Source organism: Georgenia ruanii, from assembly GCF_009193175.1.
GTDB lineage: Bacteria > Actinomycetota > Actinomycetes > Actinomycetales > Actinomycetaceae > Georgenia > Georgenia ruanii.
On record NZ_VUKE01000010.1, the window covers coordinates 151615 to 170339 of the forward strand.

Genomic DNA, 18725 nt, shown 5'->3' on the forward strand with positions numbered 1-18725 from the left:
GTTCGTGCCGGTGCCGGCACATCGCTCCTGCGACGGGCGCGCGGCGCCCGGATCCCCATGATTGCGGCCCGGGGCGTTCGCTGCACCCTCATCAGGCTAAGCGTGTCACGTTTGTGCCTGCCGGTGCGGTAGCGGCCACCGTTCCGGACGGCGCCCGGACGCCGGGGCGGCGGTCATCCGAGCTCCTGATGGATGCGCGTCGTCCGTTGAATGGCGCGCACGTGACGGGCGCATGACCAGGTGGTGACTGGGGTGCGGAAGTCCTTGACCGGGACGTGACCCGTCTGGATGATGACGATCCGGCCGGCCGAAGACGCCCGCGTCGGAATCCCGAGGCGGGAGATCCCCGTCCGTGCCCCGCCGGCCCCGCCGGCACGAAGGAGTGGTCGTGAGCACCCACCGTTCGATCGGCAGAAGGGCGGGTGCGGCCGCCGCCGGCTGCGCCGTCGTCCTCGCCCCGCTGGTCGCCGCCCCCGCGTTCGCCGCGCCGGACGGCGGCGGCGTCGTCATCAACGAGGTCTACGCCCGCGGCGGCAGCGCCAACCAGCCGTACACCAACAAGTTCGTCGAGCTGTTCAACCCCACCGACGCCCCGGTCAGCCTCGCCGGCCTGAGCCTGCAGTACCGCTCCGCCACCGGCACCGGGGCGCCCACCGGCGTCCTCGCCCTCAGCGGCACCATCCCCGCCAACGGCTACTTCCTCGTCGAGGCCGGGAGCAACGGTGGCAGCGGTTCGGCGCTGCCCCACCCGGACCTGTCCAGCACCAGCTTCCAGCCCTCGGGCACGACAGGCACGCTCGCGCTGGTCGAGGGCACCCGCGCCCTCGCGTTCCCCACCGGCAACGTGGCCGGTGCCGCGGGCATCGTGGACCTCGTCGGGTACGGCACCTCCAACACCTACGAGGGCAGCGGGCGAGCCGTGGTGTCCGGGGGCAACACCGTGCCCCAGTCCTGGACCCGCACCGACGGGGTCGACACCGACGACAACGCCGCGGACTTCACCATCGCCGACACCCCGACGCCGCAGAACTCCGGCGCCGGCGGGGACGACGAGGTCGTCGAGGCGACCATCGCCGAGATCCAGGGCACCGGCGCGGTCTCCCCGCTCGCCGGCCGGACGGTGGTCACCCGCGGCGTGGTGACGGCCGCCTACCCGACCGGCGGCTTCGACGGCGTGTACCTGCAGACCCCGGGCACCGGCGGCGACCTCGCCGGGCACCAGGCCTCCGACGGCGTCTTCGTCTTCTCCGGCGCGCTCGCCCGCGCCGCCCAGGTCGGCCAGTACCTCGAGGTCACCGGTGAGGTGTCGGAGTACTTCGGCCTGACCGAGGTCACCGCCAAGGAGTGGGCCGTGCTCGACGAGCCGGTCGAGCCGGTGGTGCCCGCCGCCATCGAGCTGCCGGCCACGGAGGCCGGCCGGGAGGCCTTCGAGGGCATGCTCGTCGCCCCGCAGGGCGACTTCACCGTCACCGACACCTACGACACCAACCGCTTCGGCCTGGTGGGCCTGGCCGCGGGCACCACCCCGCTGGTCCAGCCCAGCGACGTCGCCAACCCGGGCACCGACCGCGCCCGCTACGACGCCGTCGCCGCCGACAACGCCGCCCGCGCCATCACCCTGGACGACGGCGCCGGCTGGGACTACACGAACTTCAACCGTGACTACCACGAGACCCCGCTGCCCTACCTCAGCCTGGAGAACCCGGTGCGGGTGGGCGCCGCGGCGACCTTCACCGCCCCGGTCGTGCTGGACTACCGGTTCCAGTGGAACTTTCAGCCCACCACCCAGGTGACGGGCGACAACGGCGCCGCGCCGGCCACGTTCACCAACACTCGCGCGGCGGGCCCGGCGGCGGTCGGCGGCGACATTCAGATCGCCTCCTTCAACGTGCTCAACTACTTCACCACCACCGGTGACGAGCTCGCCGGCTGCCAGTACTACGCGGACCGCCACGGCAACCCGATCTCGGTGCGCACCGGTTGCGACGCCCGCGGGGCCGCCGACGACGCCAACCTGGCGCGCCAGCAGGCCAAGATCGTCGCGGCCATCAACGCCCTGGGCACCGAGATCGTCTCCCTCGAGGAGATCGAGAACTCGGTGCGTTTCGGCACCGACCGGGACGCGGCGCTGGCCGACCTCACCGCCGCCCTCAACGCCGCGGCCGGCGCGGGCACCTGGGCGTACGTGCCGTCCCCGGCCGCGCTGCCGGCGGACGAGGACGTCATCCGCAACGCGTTCATCTACCGCGCCGACCGGGTCGTGCCGGTGGGCGCGTCGCGCATCCTCGTCGGCGACGCGGCCTTCGCCAACGCGCGCGAGCCGCTGGCGCAGACCTTCCGCGCCCTCAACCCCGGCGGGCAGGCCCAGGGGCCGCAGTTCGCCGTGATCAGCAACCACTTCAAGTCCAAGGGCTCGGGCGAGGGGCCGGGCAACGACCGTGACGAGGGGCAGGGGCTGTCCAACGCCGACCGGGTCCGGCAGGCGCGTGCGCTCGTGGCCTTCGCCGCGGACGTCTACGGCGCCGCCACCCCGGTGTTCCTCGTGGGCGACTTCAACGCCTACACCGCCGAGGACCCGCTGGCGGTCCTCGAGCAGGCCGGCTACACCAACATCGGCCAGACGCGGACGGCCAAGGACACCTACTCCTTCGACGGCCTCGTGGGCTCGCTCGACCACGTCTTCGCCAACCCGGCCGGCCTCAAGCTGGTCACCGGCGCGGACATCTGGAACGTCAACTCCGGGGAGTCCGTGGGCCTGGAGTACAGCCGCCACAACTACAACGTCACCGACCTCTACGACGCCTCGCCGTTCCGCTCCAGCGACCACGACCCGGTGGTCGTGGGCCTGGACGTGCTGCCCGGCGAGGCGCCGGACCGGGCCTGGGAGCGTGGCCGGCGCTGACGTGGCCACCTGCCGCCCGGCGCGGCTGCCCGAGGCGACCGGGAGGCCATTCTGGCTGCGACCAGAATGGCCTCCTGGTCGCGGGGACGGGCAGCGCTCGGCGCTCCCCTCACTCGTCGGCGACGGCCTGCAGCACCGGCAGCGCCGTCGCCCGCGCGGCCGGGAGCAGGGCGGCCACCACCCCGACGACGCCGGAGACCACCACCATGACGGCGAGCAGGTCCCACGGCACCGCGAGGCGGGTGAGCCCCTGGTCGGCGAACACCGTCGGCAGGGCGGACGCCAGGGAGACGCCGACGGCGACCCCCAGCAGGGTGCCGAAGACGGCGGTGAGCACGGACTCCAGCACGATCGTCCCGGCCAGCTGGGCCCGGCCCAGCCCCACCGCGCGCATGAGCCCGATCTCGCGGGTGCGCTCGACCACCGCCAGCGCCAGGGTGTTGACGATGCCCAGCACCGCGATGACGACGCTGAGCCCGAGCAGGGCGTAGAGGATGACCATCGCCTGGTCCACCTGCTGCGCCAGGGCGCTGGTCAGCTCGGCGGCGTCCTGGACGGTGAGCACCACGTAGGGCTTGGCCACCCGGTCCAGCGCGGCCCGCAGCGTCGGCTGGGCCACCCCCGGCTTGCCGTCGACGAGGACCGCTAGCACGGTCGTCTCCCCGGCCGGCACCACCTCCCGGAACAGGCCCGTGTCCATCACCAATGGCGTGCCCAGCAGCTGGGACTCGACGACGGCGCCCACGCGCGCCTGGCGGGACCCGTCCGCCGTCGGGAGGGTGAGCACGTCCCCGACCTGCCAGCCGTGCTCGACGGCGGACGTGCGCTGCACGGCGACCTCGCCGCCCGCCAGGCCGGCGAGCGAGCCGGAGTCCACCGTCACCCGGATGGTGCGGCCGAACGCGTCGGCCGGCAGCCCGGAGACCCGGTAGCTGCCCGTGCCGTCCGGGCCGGTCGCCGTGGCGCGGCCGACGGTGACGGTGTCGGCCCGCCCCACGACGTCCAGCCCGGCGATGTCGGTGGCCACCTGCGGCGGGACGTTGCGGGTGGCGGACTGGACCCAGAAGTCCGCGCGGGACTCCGTCGCCACGATCGCGGCGGTGGAGGCCTGGGCGGACTCGGCCAGCACCGCGCAGGCCCCGACCAGGGCCATGCCGATCATCAGCGCCCCGGCGGTGCTCGCCGTCCGGCGCGGGCTGCGGGTGACGTTCCCGCGCGCGAGCCGGCCCATGGGCCGGGCCAGGACCAGGAACGGGGCGGCGAGCACGCCGATGACGGCGCGGGCGATGACGGGGGAGACCGCGAGCGTGCCGAGCAGCACCGCCCCGGCCCCCACGCCGAGCCAGGTGCCCGCGTGCTGCGTGCCGTGGCGCACGGAGACGAGCGCGGCGGCGATGCCGCCGGCGAGCAGCACGACGCCGACCACCGCCCGCAGCCGCAGCGAGCGCTCGACCACGACGACGTCGTCGCGCATGGCCTCCACCGGCGGGGTGCCGGCCGCGCGCCGGGCCGGGACCAGCGCGGCGAGCACGGACATGCCGGTGCCGAGGGCCACGATGCCCCCCGCCTGGGCCGGGGTGATGACGACGTGCGCGGCGAGCTGCATGTCCATGGCCGCCAGCCACGTCCGCAGCACCGCGACGAGCCCGATCCCGGCGGCGATGCCGGCCGCCGAGCCCACCACCCCGACGACGGCGGCCTGGCCCAGCACCGTGGTGAGCACCTGTCCGGGGGAGGCGCCCACCGCCCGCAGCAGGGCGAACTCCCGCTGCCGCTGGCGCACCGCCATCGCGAAGGTGTTGGCGATGATGAAGCCGCCCACGAACAGCGAGATCAGGGCGAAGACGAGCAAGAACGTGCCGAGGAAGCCGAGCAGCTGGTTGATCGTCTTCGTGGCCTCGGCGCGCATCTCCTCGCCGGTGACGACCTCGACGTCGGCCGGCACCACCTTGGCCACCCGCGCCTCGAGTGCTGTGAGGTCGGTGCCCGGCTCGGCGAAGATCGCCACCTGGGGCACCACGCCCTGCGGCGCGAAGGCCGCCTGCCCGGTGGCCGGGTCCACGAGCACGAGGGTGGTGCCCACCATCGGGTTGCCGTAGGTGACCTCGCCGACGACCGTGACCGGGCGCGGGGGGCCGTTGCCGACGACCACCTGGGTGGTGTCGCCGACCTTGAGGCCGGAGGTCTTCAGCGCCGTGGTCTCCAGGGCGATCTCGCCCGGGCCGTGCGGGGCACGCCCGGCCAGCAGCCGGCCCGAGGGGTCCTGGTCGCGCAGCGTGCTGCCGATCGAGGGCGCCTGCCCGTTGACCACGGCCTGGCCGTCGGCGCCGATGAGGACGGCGGGACCGATCATGTCCGCGACCGCCTGGCGCACGCCGTCGACCTTCGCGACGTCGTCGGCGAGGCTCGCCGGGATCGGGGTGCGCTCGGCGGTGAGGGTGCCGCCCGGTCCGCCGCCGCCCGCGGCGCCGCCCCGGTTCTCCTCGCCGCCGGCGGCCTGGCCGGCGCCCTGCCCGGCCGCCGGGGCCTTGCCGCGCAGATACAGGTCGCCCTGCGTGGTGGAGGCGATGATCGAGCCGAAGGTGTCGGCCAGCATCGCGCGCAGCGAGAACGTGCCGGTGACGAACGCGATGCCAAGCGTGACGGCCAGGACGCTGAGCAGGAAGCGGCCGAGGTGGTTGCGCACCTCGCGCAGGGCCACGCGCAACATCAGCGGGCCCCGTCGCCGTCGGCCGGGGTGATGACGGCGGTGCCCGCGGCGCCGGTGGTGCCGGTGGAGCCGGCCTGGCGGCGCTCGCGGGCGGCGCTGAGCTCGCCGATGGCCGCGAGGATGCCGGCCTCGTCGGGATGGAGCAGCTCGGCCTCCAGCCGCCCGTCGGCGAGGAAGAGCACCCGGTGGGCGTACGCCGCCGCCGAGGGCTCGTGCGTGACCATGACCACCGAGTGGCCCAGCTCGTCGACGCTGCGGCGCAGGAAGCCGAGCACCTCGGCGGCCGAGCGGGAGTCCAGGTTGCCGGTGGGCTCGTCGGCGAAGACCACCGACGGCTCGGCGATGAGCGCCCGGGCGCAGGCCACGCGCTGCTGCTGGCCGCCGGAGAGCTCCGAGGGCCGGTGGTGCAGCCGGTCCTCCAGCCCCACGGCGCGCACGACGGCGTCGAAGCGCGCCTTGTCCACCGGCCTGCGGGCGATGTCCAGCGGCAGGCGGATGTTCTCGGCCGCGGTGAGGGTGGGCACGAGGTTGTAGGCCTGGAAGACGAACCCGATGCGGGTGCGCCGCAGCTTGGTCAGCTGCCGCTGGCTCATCCGGGAGATCTCTACCCCGTCGACGACGACGGAGCCGGAGGTGGGGGAGTCCAGGCCGGCCAGGCAGTGCATGAGGGTGGACTTGCCCGAGCCGGACGGGCCCATGACGGCGGTGAGCGAGCCGCGGGCCAGGTCGACGTCGACGCCGTCCAGCGCCCGCACCTGGGTCTCGCCGGCGCCGTAGACCTTCGTCAGCGCCCGGGCGGAGGCGATGGCGTCCGGGCCGGGCTGCGCGGGGGTGTGCACGGGCGTCGGCCCGGTGCGCGGTGCGGTGCGGGCGGCGCCGTGGCCGCTGCCGTCGGGGTGGGGCGGGGCCGTCGTGGGGGACGTCGCCCCGTCGCCGGGAGCGGCGCCGGCCGCGGCCGCCGCGTCGCCGACGCCGGCCGCGTCGCCGTCACCCGACGACCCGCCGTCGTCCACCGTCTTCGGTTCGACCTGGTCCACGGCGCCGGCGCGCACGCGCCCGCGTGGCCTGCGCTGCTCGTGCGGCTCGGCGCCGCGGTGCCTGCCCATGCCGCGATTCTCGCTCACGCCGGGCCGGCGGGCCCATGGGAGGAAGGAGCGGGCTCGACGCCCTGAAACCAGCGAGGCCCCGCACTCGGGAGTGCGGGGCCTCGCGGCGGTGGCTCCGACCGGTGTCGATCCGGTGACCTTTCGATTTTCAGTTCGCTCAGGCGCTTTTCGGTACCGTATGTATGCGTGGGATCCGCAGAATCACGCGGTTCCTGGTGGTGAGTGTCAGTTAGTTGCAGTTGCTTCTCGCGATTTATATGGCACAAATATGGCACACGACGACCCGCGCCTCCGGTCGCCCGAGAGTCGATCACAACGTGGCTCTCTGCGGTTCGTGGTGAACGTGCCGTGTGGGGTGTTTCCCCTGGTCCCACGAGACCGAGGGGTGCCTGCTGGACCGTCCGGTCCTCCCTCGAGGTGATTTCGGGGTGAGCGCTCTGAGGCCGTTGCGGGCATTGTGAACTCGCCGTAGGAGGCGGACTCGCGGACACCGATGTGGCCGGAGGTGGGTTGCGGCGGGTCGACCTCTTGGATTAGGGCATGCTGGCTTCGGCGTAACATGACGCGGCAGGAGAACCGAGCTGTGGGTCGGGCCCCGGACGGCGCCGCCCGGGACACTGGAGTGGCAGCTCGGGCTTGCAGCCGGTCTCGGCGTCGAGTCGGCTGCCCGTGTGGCGGGGTCTGCTGCGATGATGACGGCGACGACGACATGGAGGGGCAGCGATGGCTGGGTCAGGCGAGCACATCAGGGCGCTCGTGCGCACCCACGCGGCGGGCGACGACTCCGCCTTCTATTCGGTCGCTCTGCAGGTGGCGGCCCGTGAAGCCCGGCTCGGTCACAACCGCCTCGCAGACGACATCAAGAAGGCCGTCGAGGCGTCGCGAAGTGCAATACCGCCGTCGAACGTCACACGGCTCGCCCTACCGCGTGGCGACCTTGCCGAGCTGCTGACTGCATCAAATCCCGAAGTCTCGTTGCGCGATCTTGTCATCGCCGCACCCATGTCGGCGCAGATCAAGCAGGTTCTGTCCGAGCAGCGTCAGCGCCGCGCGCTTCTCGAGCATGGCTTCAGCCCGGCGCATCGGCTCCTGCTGGAAGGACCCCCGGGAACCGGCAAGACCATGACGGCATCAGTTCTCGCCCACGAGCTTTCCCTGCCGCTGTTCACGGTGCGTCTGGACGCGCTCATGAGTAGGTACATGGGCGAGACCGCGTCGAAGCTTCGGCTGGTGTTCGACGAGGTCGCCAGCCGCCGCGGCGTCTACCTGTTCGACGAGTTCGACGCGCTTGGTGCTGACAGGTCGGGCAACGACGTCGGCGAGGCGCGTCGCATTCTCAACTCCTTCCTCGTGTTCCTAGAGCAGTCGAGCCCGGAGAGCCTGGTCATCGCAGCGACCAACCACCGCACGATCCTGGACCGCGCCCTATTCCGCCGATTCGATGTCGTGCTGACCTACGAACTGCCGGACGCCCGCCAGGCGGGCGTGGTGATTCGAACTCGGCTCGGATCGCTCGCCCGCGGGATCGACTGGCGCACGGTCCGGCGTCACGTCGAGGGATTGAGCCACGCCGACCTGGTGAAGTCTGCCGAGACTGCGGCCAAGACCGCCCTCATGCGCGGCGACGCGGCGGTCAGTGTCGAGGACATCGTGACAGCACTGGACGCGCGCAAGGCGGCCAGTGTTGCCTGAGCCCGCAGACGGTCTTCCCCACCTCCTCGTCCTCGACCGCGTCGACAATGCTGAGTTCAACAGAACCGGCGGTGGCAACCCGAAGATTCGACCGGTCGAGCGCCGCGTTCACGGCCAGACGATTCTCGACGAAGCCCGCGCGGCTCTGGAACCGGACGACGAGCGGCGCGCGCTGTTTTCGACCGACGAACTGCGGGCGCTGGGGACCTTCATCACCCTCGAGGGGGCCAAAGGGGTATATCCACTGAAGGTCGACTCGCTCGAGCATTGGAGCAGCCACCGCAAGACTCCGAAGCTCCCCGAATGGCTCCTGATGTCGGTCCAGCCCGCAACCAACGGGACGCCCGAACGGGCCGTGGTCTGGGTTGCCGATGCCTATCGAGAGAAGTTCCTCAAGCGCTTCGAGGACTACCTCGATGATGACAAGCGGGGAAAGCAGTCCGACTCGGAGGGCAGGGAGACTCGCTCGGGGAACCCGGCGAATCGGGAACTGGTAGCGAACATCGCCACGATCCGTTCGACCGTGCTGCACGACCTGTGGCAATCTGAAGGCGAACCGCAGACCTCAGGAAGGGCATGGTGGGAGCTGTGGCTCCAACGAGCCGACAGCGCGCTGACCCAGTTGCGTGCCTTCGCAGCGGTGTACTCACTGCCCCTGCGCGAGGAGACCTTGGCCCTCGGCGACCGCCTCATAGTGTGGATCAACGCGACCTGGGCTGACCTGGAAATCCTTCCGTTCACTTCCATCCCGCTCGCAGAAGTACGTCGGCCGGCCTTCATCGACACGATCGAAGACCTGTCGATCAGCGAGCAAGACGAGTACGTGGACGACCTGGCCGCGCGCATCGTCCCGGCACCAGCGGACGCCCCGGCCGTTTGCCATCTGGACACCGGCGTGGCGCGTAGCCACCGCCTCCTGACCGCCTCGCTCGACCCCTCTGACGTACATGATGTTATTGGCCAGTCAGGCTTCGACGTTCAGGGGCACGGTACCAAGATGGCGGGGCTGGCACTGTTCGGACCGCTCGACGGAGTGCTGATCGGAACCGAGCCGGTCGCCCTGTCCCACCGCCTGGAATCCGTGCGAATACTGCCCAAAACGGACGAGCCGGAGACCGCCCCGCGCGACTACGGCACCGTCACCGTGCAAGGCGTCACCCTGCCGGAGGCAACTTTTCAGCGGCCGCGCGTCTTCTGCATGCCGGTATCCACCGAGCCGGATCTACCCGGCCAGCCGACTCTGTGGTCGGCCACAGTCGACGCTCTGGCGGTGGGAACCGACGTGGTGCGGGACGGCGCGCAGCTACGCCTGCTGTCACAACCAGACCCCAAAGCGGCGCGCCTTATCGTGGTGTCGGCCGGCAATGTCCAGAATTACGTCGCCGACCACCTCGGAGAGTCGGATACGTCGATCATCGACGACCCTGGGCAGGCCTGGAATGCTCTGACGGTCGGCGCACACACCGACCTTGTGCAGACTTCTAGCCATCCGGATTACCAGGGATGGAGGGCTGTCGCACCGGCCGGCGAGCTGTCGCCGCACAGTCGGACCTCGCTGTTGTACGGAACGAAGTGGCCGCTGAAGCCCGACATCTGCATGGAAGGCGGCAACGTCCTGACGGACGGGACGTCGATGTTCGAGCCAGGACACGCAGCACTTTCGCTGCGCACCACCGGGCACCGGAACGACCTTGCGGTGACGCACGCCAGCGCAACGAGCGCGGCCAGCGCCCAGGCGGCACGTCTTGCCGCACTGGCAATGCAGCGCTACCCGCACTACTGGCCCGAGACGATCCGCGGTCTTCTAACGCACGCCGCGGAGTGGACACCAACTATGCGGGCCGCCATCGACCAGAAGCACCAGGCGGGCAGGAAGGCGAGATTCCTCATACTGCGCCGCTACGGCTGGGGCGTGCCGACCGAGGCGTCTGTGCTGTCGTCGAGCCGGCAGGCCGTCACGCTGGTGACCCAGGACGAATTCGTGCCGTTCGAGGGACCGGAGTACGCAATGCGGCGCTTCAGGCTGCACGCGCTGCCCTGGCCGACGGAGGTTCTCGCTGCGATCGGTGCGGGAGATGTGAGACTGCGGGTGACATTGTCCTACTTCGTCGAGCCGTCGCCATCGCGACGCGGCTGGCGGCAGCGGTACTCGTATGCCTCTCACGGACTGCGGTTCGACATCCAGACGCCGACCGAGTCGATGGGGGAGTTCGTGCGCCGCGTTGGACGAGCCGCCTCCGATGACGAGGCCGGAATCGCGCCGCGATCTAGCGGCTCCGAGCGGTGGCTCGTCGGGAGCACGCAGCGCCACGTCGGATCGCTGCACCAGGATATCTGGGAGGGCTCGGGCCAGGAACTCGCTTCCAGCAGTGCGATTGCGGTGTACCCGGTGGGCGGTTGGTGGAAACGGAACGGTCGCAAGGACCGACTCGACCGGCCGGTGCGATATGCCCTGTTGGTGTCCCTGGCCACGAGAGGGCAGGATGTGGATCTCTACACACCCATCGCCAACGAACTGCGGATACCGATCGTCAATGAGATCTTGACGGACTGAACGGCGTGTGAGCCAGCCCTCTCAAACGAACGCAGACGGCAAGACCTGTTCCCACGGGACTCGTCGTTGGGCCTTAGACCACATCGCGGCACGACCGCAGACGTATGTCGTTGGCATATGAGTCGTGGCTATAGGCTCTGGCCGAGGTCGCGGCGCGGGCCCAGCCGACGCGCGGGAGGCGGCGATGTCTGGCCGTGGGCTTCGAGCGCTCGTGCCTTCTGCGTGGCTCCGGCCATCCGCCCGGGAGCGCAGGGTCTGGCGTTCTGGAGGAGGAGTTGCGCGGCCTCGGTGACGGGGAGGGCGTCGGTTGCGGCGAGTAGGCGGCGTGCTTCGTCCGCGCGGCGACGCCACTGGAGGGCGCGGGCGTTGACGGTGTTCGGTGGCTGGCCGTCGCCGATGCCGCGCCAGAGTGCGGTCCGTGCGTCCGCGTGGCGGGCGGAGAGGTCCTGTAGCTGCCCGTGCGCGTGTGCGGCGTCCTGGCGCGCTTGGACGACCCGGGGGTGGGCGTCGGCTCGCCGCCCGGCGATGGCCTCGGCCCACGAGCGGGTGTCCGCCATCGGGGGCGGCACGGCACCCCAGCGTCGCCGTATCGCGTCCTCGGCGTCCTGGTGTGCTTGGTCGGCCTCCCGCGTAGTTCGGGCGGCGGCCCGCCGCCCGAACCGGCCCGAGCCCTGGAGGCGGCGGCTCGCATGCCACATGCGCTGTTGGGTGGTCTGGTAGTCGGTGGCGTCGGCGGTGGCCTGGGCGATCAGTGGTGCGGCTACCTCGTACCGGACCTCGGAGGCGTGGGCGTCGGCGGCGGCGACGAGCTGGCTTTGCCGTGCGTACTCGGTGTGGTGGACGGCGGTCTGGCGGGCGAGGGCGGCCGCGACGCGCTCCCACCGGGCCGTCTGACGGTCGGCGGTCGCGATCCACTCGCGCAGGCGGCTCCGTTCGGCGTTCACCCACGCGAGCCGGCCGTCCGGGACCAGGCCGCTGACGACGGCCTGCGCGGCGCGGGTCGCCTCGGTGAGGCCGCGGTCGGCGCGGTCGCGCTCGAGGGCGGCGGCGTACTGCTGCCGGGCGTCGTCCAGGTCCGTCGCGACGAGGTGGAGGAGGTTCTGGCAGCGGCCGCGCGTCATGCCGACGTAGATCCCGGCGGCGTCGAGGGCGTCGGAGAGGACCGTGTGCGCCGCGTTCGCGGTCGCGCCCTGCACCCCGTAGGCGGTGGCGGCGTAGGCCAGGTGGGCGTGCTCGGCCAGATACTCCGCCGGTAGCCGCACGGCGGGCGGGTGCCGGCGCCCGCTCCCTTGCTCGGTCACCCAGGCCGTGCCGTCGTCCTCGACGCGGGTCACGGTCCAGGTCTGTCGGTTGGCGACCCTCAGGACGCTGTCGTTGCGGCGGGTCTGGATCACGTCCCCGGTGCCGATGGGCAGCCCGTCGGACCCGACCGTGGTCCGGTCGTCGTCGACGAGGCCCTGTCGCACCCGCGCCACGCGGATGTGCGTGTTGAGCTCGCGGGCCTCCTCGTTCGTTGCGGTCGTGATCGCCTCGCCGTCCTGCGCGGTGGCGGCGATCGTCTCGTGCAGGTCCTTGGTGCTCTCGTGCATCTGGACCAGGCCGAGCGCGTGCAGGTGGTCGAACAGCTCCGCGGGGTGTTCGCCGGCGCGCATCCGCACCGTGAGGTCGGCGTAGGCGGGGTCGGTGAAGCGGTGCACGGTGGCCATGTCGTAGGTCGTGTCGGCGAGCTGGGCGGCGATGTCGAGCACGCCGCCGCGGCCGACGGCGGGCAGCTGGGCGCGGTCGCCGACCAGGGCGAGGGTCGCGCCGGCCTCGTCGGCGATGGTCAGCAGGGCCAGGGCGGTGTCCTGGTCGAGCATCCCGGCCTCGTCGACCACGATCCGCTCGCCCCGCCGCAGCCGCGCGGCCGGTGGTGGGCCGCTGTAGGTGCCGCCGGTCTCGGGGTCGACCTCGCCGACCCGGAGCCGGGTCCAGACGTCGTCGGCGTTCCACCGCCACCCGTGGGCGTGCACGAGCTTGGCCACGCTGTCGGCCGGGACGCCGAGCTCCTGCGCGGCGACCTGGGCGGCCTTCTTCGTCGGCGTCACGATGCGGGTCGGACGGCCCTGCTCGGCGGCGGCGCGGATCGCGGCGCCGAGCATGGTGGTCTTGCCCGCCCCGGCCGCGCCCTCCACCACCACCAGCGCAGCGTCGGAGGAGACGGCGGCGGCCGCGCGTGCCTGCTCCGCGTCCAGCCCGTGCTCGTGCGCCACCCGAATCATGTCGGGCGTCGGGGGTGCGTCGGCGGTGGTGCGGGCGGCCAACAGGTCCCGCAGGCGCGTCTCGACGGCGATCACGCGGAGGCTCGTCAGGTGCGCGACGTGGTCCGGGGCCGCGGCGCCGGGCGGCAGCACCGACAGGCAGTCCTCAACGGCGAGCCGGGTGGTGATCGTGATCAGCTCGACCAGCGCCTGCGGGGTGGCGCGCACCCCGGCCTCGGTGATGAGGCGGGTGACGTGCTCCTGGACGGTGTGCCGGGTCCACGTCGACGCCGCGGCCGCGCACCGGTCCAGCGCGCGGTTCGCGACCTGCTGCACCCGCAGCTCGTCCAGCTCGCGCGGTGGGCGGCAGGGCACGCGTGGGAGGTCCGCGGTGTAGCCGGCCTCGTCCAGCTCGCGCCGCCAGCCGGCCTCGCTGCCGAGCCGTGACGGCCTCTTGCTCGGGCGCTGGTGATCCCAGGCGATCGCCTGCAACCGGGCGCTGACCCCCGGGCCCGGCTCCCGGCCGGGGTGGGCGGCCTCCCACTGCGCCGTGAACACCGCGAGGTTGCGCGCGACCTGGCCGGCGCGCTTGCTCATCACCGCGTTGAACGGCTCCAGCTCCGCCACCTCGCCGGAGACCGGATCGAGCGTCAGGCCGTGGGCGTCGAGCACCGCGGCCAGCTGCGGGTGGGCCGCCAGCACCGCGGTGCCCAGCGCCCGGATCGCCCCTTGCTGCCGGAACAGCGCCGCGGTGTCCAGCCCGCGCCACGCGCCACGGGCCCACACCCGGGTGCCGATCTGCAGGTGGATGTGCTGGTGCGGGTCACCGGCGCGGGAGGTCCGGTGCGAGATGGCTACCGTCTGCAGCCGCTCGACCGGCACGACCTCCTGCCGCCCGCGCGGGCCGATGCGGGTGACCGAGTGCTGTCCGAGCCAGTCGCGGATCACCTGCACGGCGTCGCGCTGCGCGGCATCCAGCGCCGCCGAGACGTCGGGATGCAGCGCCGCGGCGATCGACAGCGACTTCGGCGTGTTGACCACCATCTCCGCGAACCGCGGGGACCCTTGCCGGCCGCCGCCGGCCTGGCGGGCCCTGCCCATCGGCTCCCCGCTGATCGGGTCGAGCCAGTCGACCCAGCCCGCGTACTCGACGGGTGTCAGCGGGCGATCGACCGCCGCCATCCCGGTGTCGTCGACCACGGATAGCTCGGCCCGTGCGGCGCCGGCGTCCAGGTAGTACTCGTCCGCCCGCGAGCGGTCCGCCTCGAGGTAGCGACGCGCGGCAGTCCCCGTCCCTCGGAACAGGATCACTCCGCCGCGCACGCCGACCCCTTCGTCGCGTGTACTTGCAACTACCGAAGGTAGCATACGTCCATTCAGAAGTGGCGGGGAGAGCGGGCGCGGGGTCTCACCGGAGTTCGGGAGGCGAGCGGCTTGGACGTCATGGAAGGGTGCGGTCAAGATCGACTTCGGGCGGCGTGGGGGCGATCGTGGAACATCACACCGGAAGCGGCCTCCGTCTCGACTCTGTGGTCTCAGCCCGGGAGTTTCGGTCGGCGTGGCGGTGTCGAGCACTTGTGGGGGGCACGACCCCCGCGGACCTCAAACGGTTTGTCTGAGGTCCGCGGGGGTTGGTGAGCGCCAGGCTTTGCTGAGGAGGGCCGGCCGTCACGCCCCCCGTCAGTTGCCTGACGAGGTCGCTGAGCCTGGCCGTCGCGGTCGTTGCCTCAATCTCGAACGCCTCGATCTCTGCCACAGCGGTCGTGGCGGCGACCCAGGCGTCGGAGCCCTCCTCGTGGGCGTCGGCTTAGTCGCGCAGCGGAGCGAAGATGTCGTGGCCGTCCATGCCGGTGAGGTCAGGCAGGGCCAGCAGGTCAGGCGGGGCCGGAGGTCGACGGCGCCTCACCGGTCCACCGCCCGCAGCCGGTACGGGCCCCGGGCCGCGCCACGGCGCTGTGGCCGGCAGCATCAGCGTTGCCGTTCCGGCCGTGGTTGCCGACCACGGTGGGAGAGCATCACCGAGAAGCCGTCGTTCAAGGCCGCGGCCGCGAAGCGTCGGTGCATCGTGCCGGCTTATCTGTAGCGCGGAGCTTGGAGAGCGCGCCCCAACCGGCGCCGGATGGACGGCGACGGCGAAATGACATCTAGGCGGTCGTCGTAGCCGTAGCTCGCGATGCCGTTCCAGGTCACTTTCCGCGACACTCAATCGCATTGACGGCGGGCTCGGCCAACGGCTGGTGCGCCGCACACGTTCCGCAAACGATCAGTTCTGAGACGGGCCCCGTATCCCGAATCCGCTCTCCTTGACATTCAAGGTACCGTTCAGCCCTTCCACGTGCCTCTTTGAGCCCACAGGTTCCTGACAGTAGGTTGAGGTGGACTTGGTGATGGATCAACACGTGAAGGTGCTGCGGCGTGTTGCTAGCACCGGCCGCTGCATCCGGCCGTCTCAATCCGCCGGCCTGATCAATTGAATGCGCGAGGCCGAGTTTCACAAGCGACCTGACAGTTCGGCCCTCTAGTCGCTAACCTTGCTGCATGAACGCCAGTTCCGACCGTGCCGCCGATACACCGGCCAGGGGGGCTTTCATCGGCGAACCTCGTCGAAAGTGGGTGGCTTCGGATCAGGGCGATCTGGGCATGGGTGAGTGCAGCGCAGAGTGGATCCAGGGGCCTACTTTGGCGCTGGCTTCCGAGCGGTAACGAATGCACGGACAGCGAACGGGACGGGTCACCCACCTATTGCTACCGCTGCGCGCTCGCCGCAGGTGGTTGTGCGATACAGCACGTCGAGTCGACCGCGCGGGAGAACGCGATCAGGCGCGTCGTTGGTCTGCATGAGAGGTCCGTCGAGTGCTTCAACGAGTACCTCGCTGACTACCGGGACGACGAGGACTTCTTCGCGTACGTCTCGCGTTTAGCGGGCGAGGGATGCGGGAGTCCGCTCATCCTCAACAAGACCGACGACGAAATCGCCGGGATGAACTTCAAGCCGACCGGAAGTAACACGTGGTACACCTCCGGCACCCGCACCGGGGACAGAGCCGTCTTAGCTGTCACGACGGTCGGTGATGGTCGGGCCACCGCTACGCACGCGTCGGCGTCGCAGTCGCTGGCCGTCTGCTGGACGCTCGTGGTCGACGTTCCTGGACGTACCGCGCAAGCCGTCAACGACGACGGCGAGTGTCATGACGCGGTGCTCTTCGGTGACACCAAGATCGTGACCTGGGACGAAGTGGCCCGGGAGTACGAAGAACTGGATAACTAACAGCACGATCAGCAGGGCCGATAGCCTCACACATCAGTTGTCTAGAACAGGGAGCACGCGCAGATGCGGGCAAGGCAGTGGGCAGGGATCTCGACAGCGGTGCTCCTGACCGCAGTCATCAGCGGGTGCAGTACGGACGAGGACGCTCAAGCAGTGGAAAGCGCGGCAACACAGCCCGCCACTCCATCCGAGGAGCTCGTGACGGCCGATCCACCGGCGGATGAGCCGATCGACGATGCCGCTATCTGCACCGCTTACGGCGACGTACTGACGATCCTGGAGAACGCGGACCTGGGCCTTGATGATGGTCGGATGGCAGAACAGGAACACGAGGGCTGGTATCAACTGGCCACACGCGTGCTCGACCGGCTGCCCTCGAGCGGCGGGGGCGCCGTCCGCGACGCGATCGCAGACCTGCAGGACGTTGCCCCCGCCATCCCATCGGGTGCAGGTGAGGACCCGGCCGGGGTTCGGTCAACGGAGTGGTACGCCGCCGAGGAAGTCCTCGGAGCCGCCTGTGACGACCTCGGCGTCCCTCTGGCGATCAACGTATTCACCGGCGGATGACTGACACCAGCCCAAGGCGCCCTTCGGGTATGCCTTGGTCACGGTCATCACGGTCATCACGGTCATCACGGCCCTGCCCAGGGTGGCCCTCACCCTGCTTGCGCTCGCCTATCGCCTGCCTGTGACATTCCGCGAGGGCCCTGGACCTCGTGGCTCCACCGGCGGCTGGGGGATTGACCTGAGCGGTGCGGTGATGGCCCTGACGTGGTGGATGCTCGTGATCGAAGTCGTCCTGGTCCCCGGCGCCGTCGGAGCACGGCTATCCAGTAGCACGAGCCAGTGCACGTGGCCGCACTCATCTCAGACCCCCACCTGTTGGTGACAGCGGTCAGATAGCCATGTCGGCAACACATGCGGGCAGCATCCGAGAACGACCGTCGCCGACACTGATGACAGTCCTGCATCCACACCGGATAAGCCGGCGGACGGGTACCACGAGTGGCAGCAGCTCGACGAGGCCGGCAAAGACGAAGCAGCCGTACTACCTGCATGACGAGGACGGCGCGCCGTTGGCGTTCGGCGGCCTGTACGGGTGGTGGAAGGACCCCGAGCTGCCGGACGACCACCCGGAGAAGTGGCGTTGGACCAACACCGTCCTGACCACCACGGCCTCGGACGCCTGGGGCACGTGCACGACCGATCTCCGGTCATCGTGCCGGCCCGACATGCTCGCTGATTGGCTCAACCCAGGCATCACCGACCCGAAGGACGTGCGCGGGATGGTCGCCGCCATGCCTGAGCCGCACCTGGTCCCGCGCCCCGTCGGCAAGACGGTCGGCAATGTGCGGAACAACGGCCCGCAGCTCGTCGAGCCGGTCGAGTTCTAGCTGACTGGCTTGGGGTCACACCGAGACGCCGAGTAGCTGCGGCACGAACACCTCGCGTACGAAGTCGACGCTGGACTGCGGTAGAGAGCCGGTGGGGCCGGTCTCCTGCACGGTCACATAGGCGACGTGGGAGCCGTCGTCGGAGCGCACCCGCATGTCGACCGCCCACTCGGTGACGCGCGTCATCGCGGTGCCACCTCGGACCTCGACGGGGTCGTAGCCAGGGCCTCCGGGGACCTCGCCCTGCGGGACGTCTTCCTCCCATGCCCTGATCTGCCCGGCCGCCTTCTCGCCGAGATGGAGGGTGAAGGCGAGACCAGTCCCCGTCGTCTTGTCCTCGTAGTAGCCGTCGATCATCGACGTGCTGCCGGAATCGATGCGCTCGATGCGAATCGGGATGAAGCCGCTGCCCTGGACGAGCGCCTTGTACGGCGCCGCCTCCTCCACCCTCAGCGGCTCGCTCGTCCGTGTGGGGTACTCGGGCGGTGCCGCAGTGGGGACGGCAGCCTCGCTGGCGGCGACCGGGTCGGTCGTAGTGGTGTCGGTCATCGAGGATGTCGTGGGCCCTACGGACGGGGCGGACGTGGATGCCGTGTCCGGCCGGTCCGCTTGGGCGGCTCCGCAGCCGGTGAGTAGGAGTGCGCACAGCGCTACCGCGCTTGGAAGGGACTTTCTCATCACCGCTCCTCGGGATTAGGGGATCAGCCTCGAACCCCAGTTGCAATCTTAATGTGGCTCTTCGCAGTTGAGGGTGTAGCGGGGGTGGGCGCGTCGTTGGCCGGATAGAGGTCGAGGTCTTCCGAAGATGGAGGTTCCTACGCCAGCCATCTGAAAGACCTCGACGTGCCCGACGCTACCT

10 protein-coding genes are annotated in these 18725 nt (G+C 70.9%); 6 read left to right on the plus strand and 4 right to left on the minus strand.

Translation table 11 applies throughout. The features are described from left to right. The first annotated feature begins 388 nt into the window (after positions 1 to 388). Positions 389 to 2902 (plus strand): ExeM/NucH family extracellular endonuclease, encoded by a 2514-nt coding sequence (locus GD880_RS11535; protein ID WP_152231764.1) that lies wholly within the window; start codon positions 389 to 391, stop codon positions 2900 to 2902. 109 nt (positions 2903 to 3011) lie between these two features. On the opposite strand, the gene GD880_RS11540 is transcribed toward GD880_RS11535, so the two are convergent. Both GD880_RS11540 and GD880_RS11545 read right to left on the minus strand, forming a co-directional pair. After that, the gene (locus tag GD880_RS11540; RefSeq protein WP_152231765.1) at positions 3012 to 5612 is read right to left on the minus strand and encodes an ABC transporter permease; all 2601 of its coding nucleotides are present in this window, start codon (positions 5610 to 5612) and stop codon (positions 3012 to 3014) included. Beyond that, a complete protein-coding gene (locus GD880_RS11545; protein ID WP_226909592.1) occupies positions 5612 to 6451 on the minus strand; it encodes an ABC transporter ATP-binding protein in 840 nt (279 codons plus the stop codon). Before GD880_RS11545 ends, GD880_RS11540 begins: the two co-directional genes overlap by 1 nt. 990 nt (positions 6452 to 7441) lie before the next feature. Here GD880_RS11545 and GD880_RS11550 point away from each other — a divergent pair. Then, a complete protein-coding gene (locus GD880_RS11550; RefSeq protein WP_152231767.1) occupies positions 7442 to 8410 on the plus strand; it encodes an AAA family ATPase in 969 nt (322 codons plus the stop codon). Then, positions 8400 to 10964: a S8 family peptidase gene (locus GD880_RS11555; protein ID WP_226909590.1), complete on the plus strand. Its 2565-nt coding sequence runs from the start codon at positions 8400 to 8402 to the stop codon at positions 10962 to 10964. The genes GD880_RS11550 and GD880_RS11555 overlap by 11 nt, the downstream gene beginning before the upstream one ends. 128 nt (positions 10965 to 11092) lie before the next feature. On the opposite strand, the gene mobF is transcribed toward GD880_RS11555, so the two are convergent. Then, positions 11093 to 14527 carry a MobF family relaxase gene (gene mobF / locus GD880_RS11560; protein ID WP_193314464.1) on the minus strand — a complete coding sequence of 1145 codons (3435 nt, stop codon included), beginning with the start codon at positions 14525 to 14527 and terminating at the stop codon, positions 11093 to 11095. 1321 nt (positions 14528 to 15848) lie between these two features. On the opposite strand from mobF, the gene GD880_RS11565 reads away from it, so the two are divergent. The 3 genes from GD880_RS11565 to GD880_RS11575 all read left to right on the plus strand — a co-directional run bounded on the left by GD880_RS11565 (position 15849) and on the right by GD880_RS11575 (position 17866). Next, positions 15849 to 16472, plus strand: a complete 624-nt coding sequence (locus tag GD880_RS11565; RefSeq protein WP_152231769.1) for a hypothetical protein — start codon at positions 15849 to 15851, stop codon at positions 16470 to 16472. Positions 16473 to 16571: 99 nt separating this feature from the next. Then, positions 16572 to 17039 carry a hypothetical protein gene (locus GD880_RS11570; RefSeq protein ID WP_152231770.1) on the plus strand — a complete coding sequence of 156 codons (468 nt, stop codon included), beginning with the start codon at positions 16572 to 16574 and terminating at the stop codon, positions 17037 to 17039. Between the two features lie 509 nt (positions 17040 to 17548). After that, positions 17549 to 17866, plus strand: coding sequence for an SOS response-associated peptidase (locus tag GD880_RS11575; protein ID WP_264372280.1), 318 nt, complete (start codon positions 17549 to 17551; stop codon positions 17864 to 17866). Positions 17867 to 17881: 15 nt separating this feature from the next. On the opposite strand, the gene GD880_RS11580 is transcribed toward GD880_RS11575, so the two are convergent. Then, on the minus strand, positions 17882 to 18415 hold the full coding sequence (locus tag GD880_RS11580; RefSeq protein WP_152231772.1) for a hypothetical protein: 534 nt from the start codon (positions 18413 to 18415) through the stop codon (positions 17882 to 17884). Positions 18416 to 18725 lie beyond the last annotated feature (310 nt).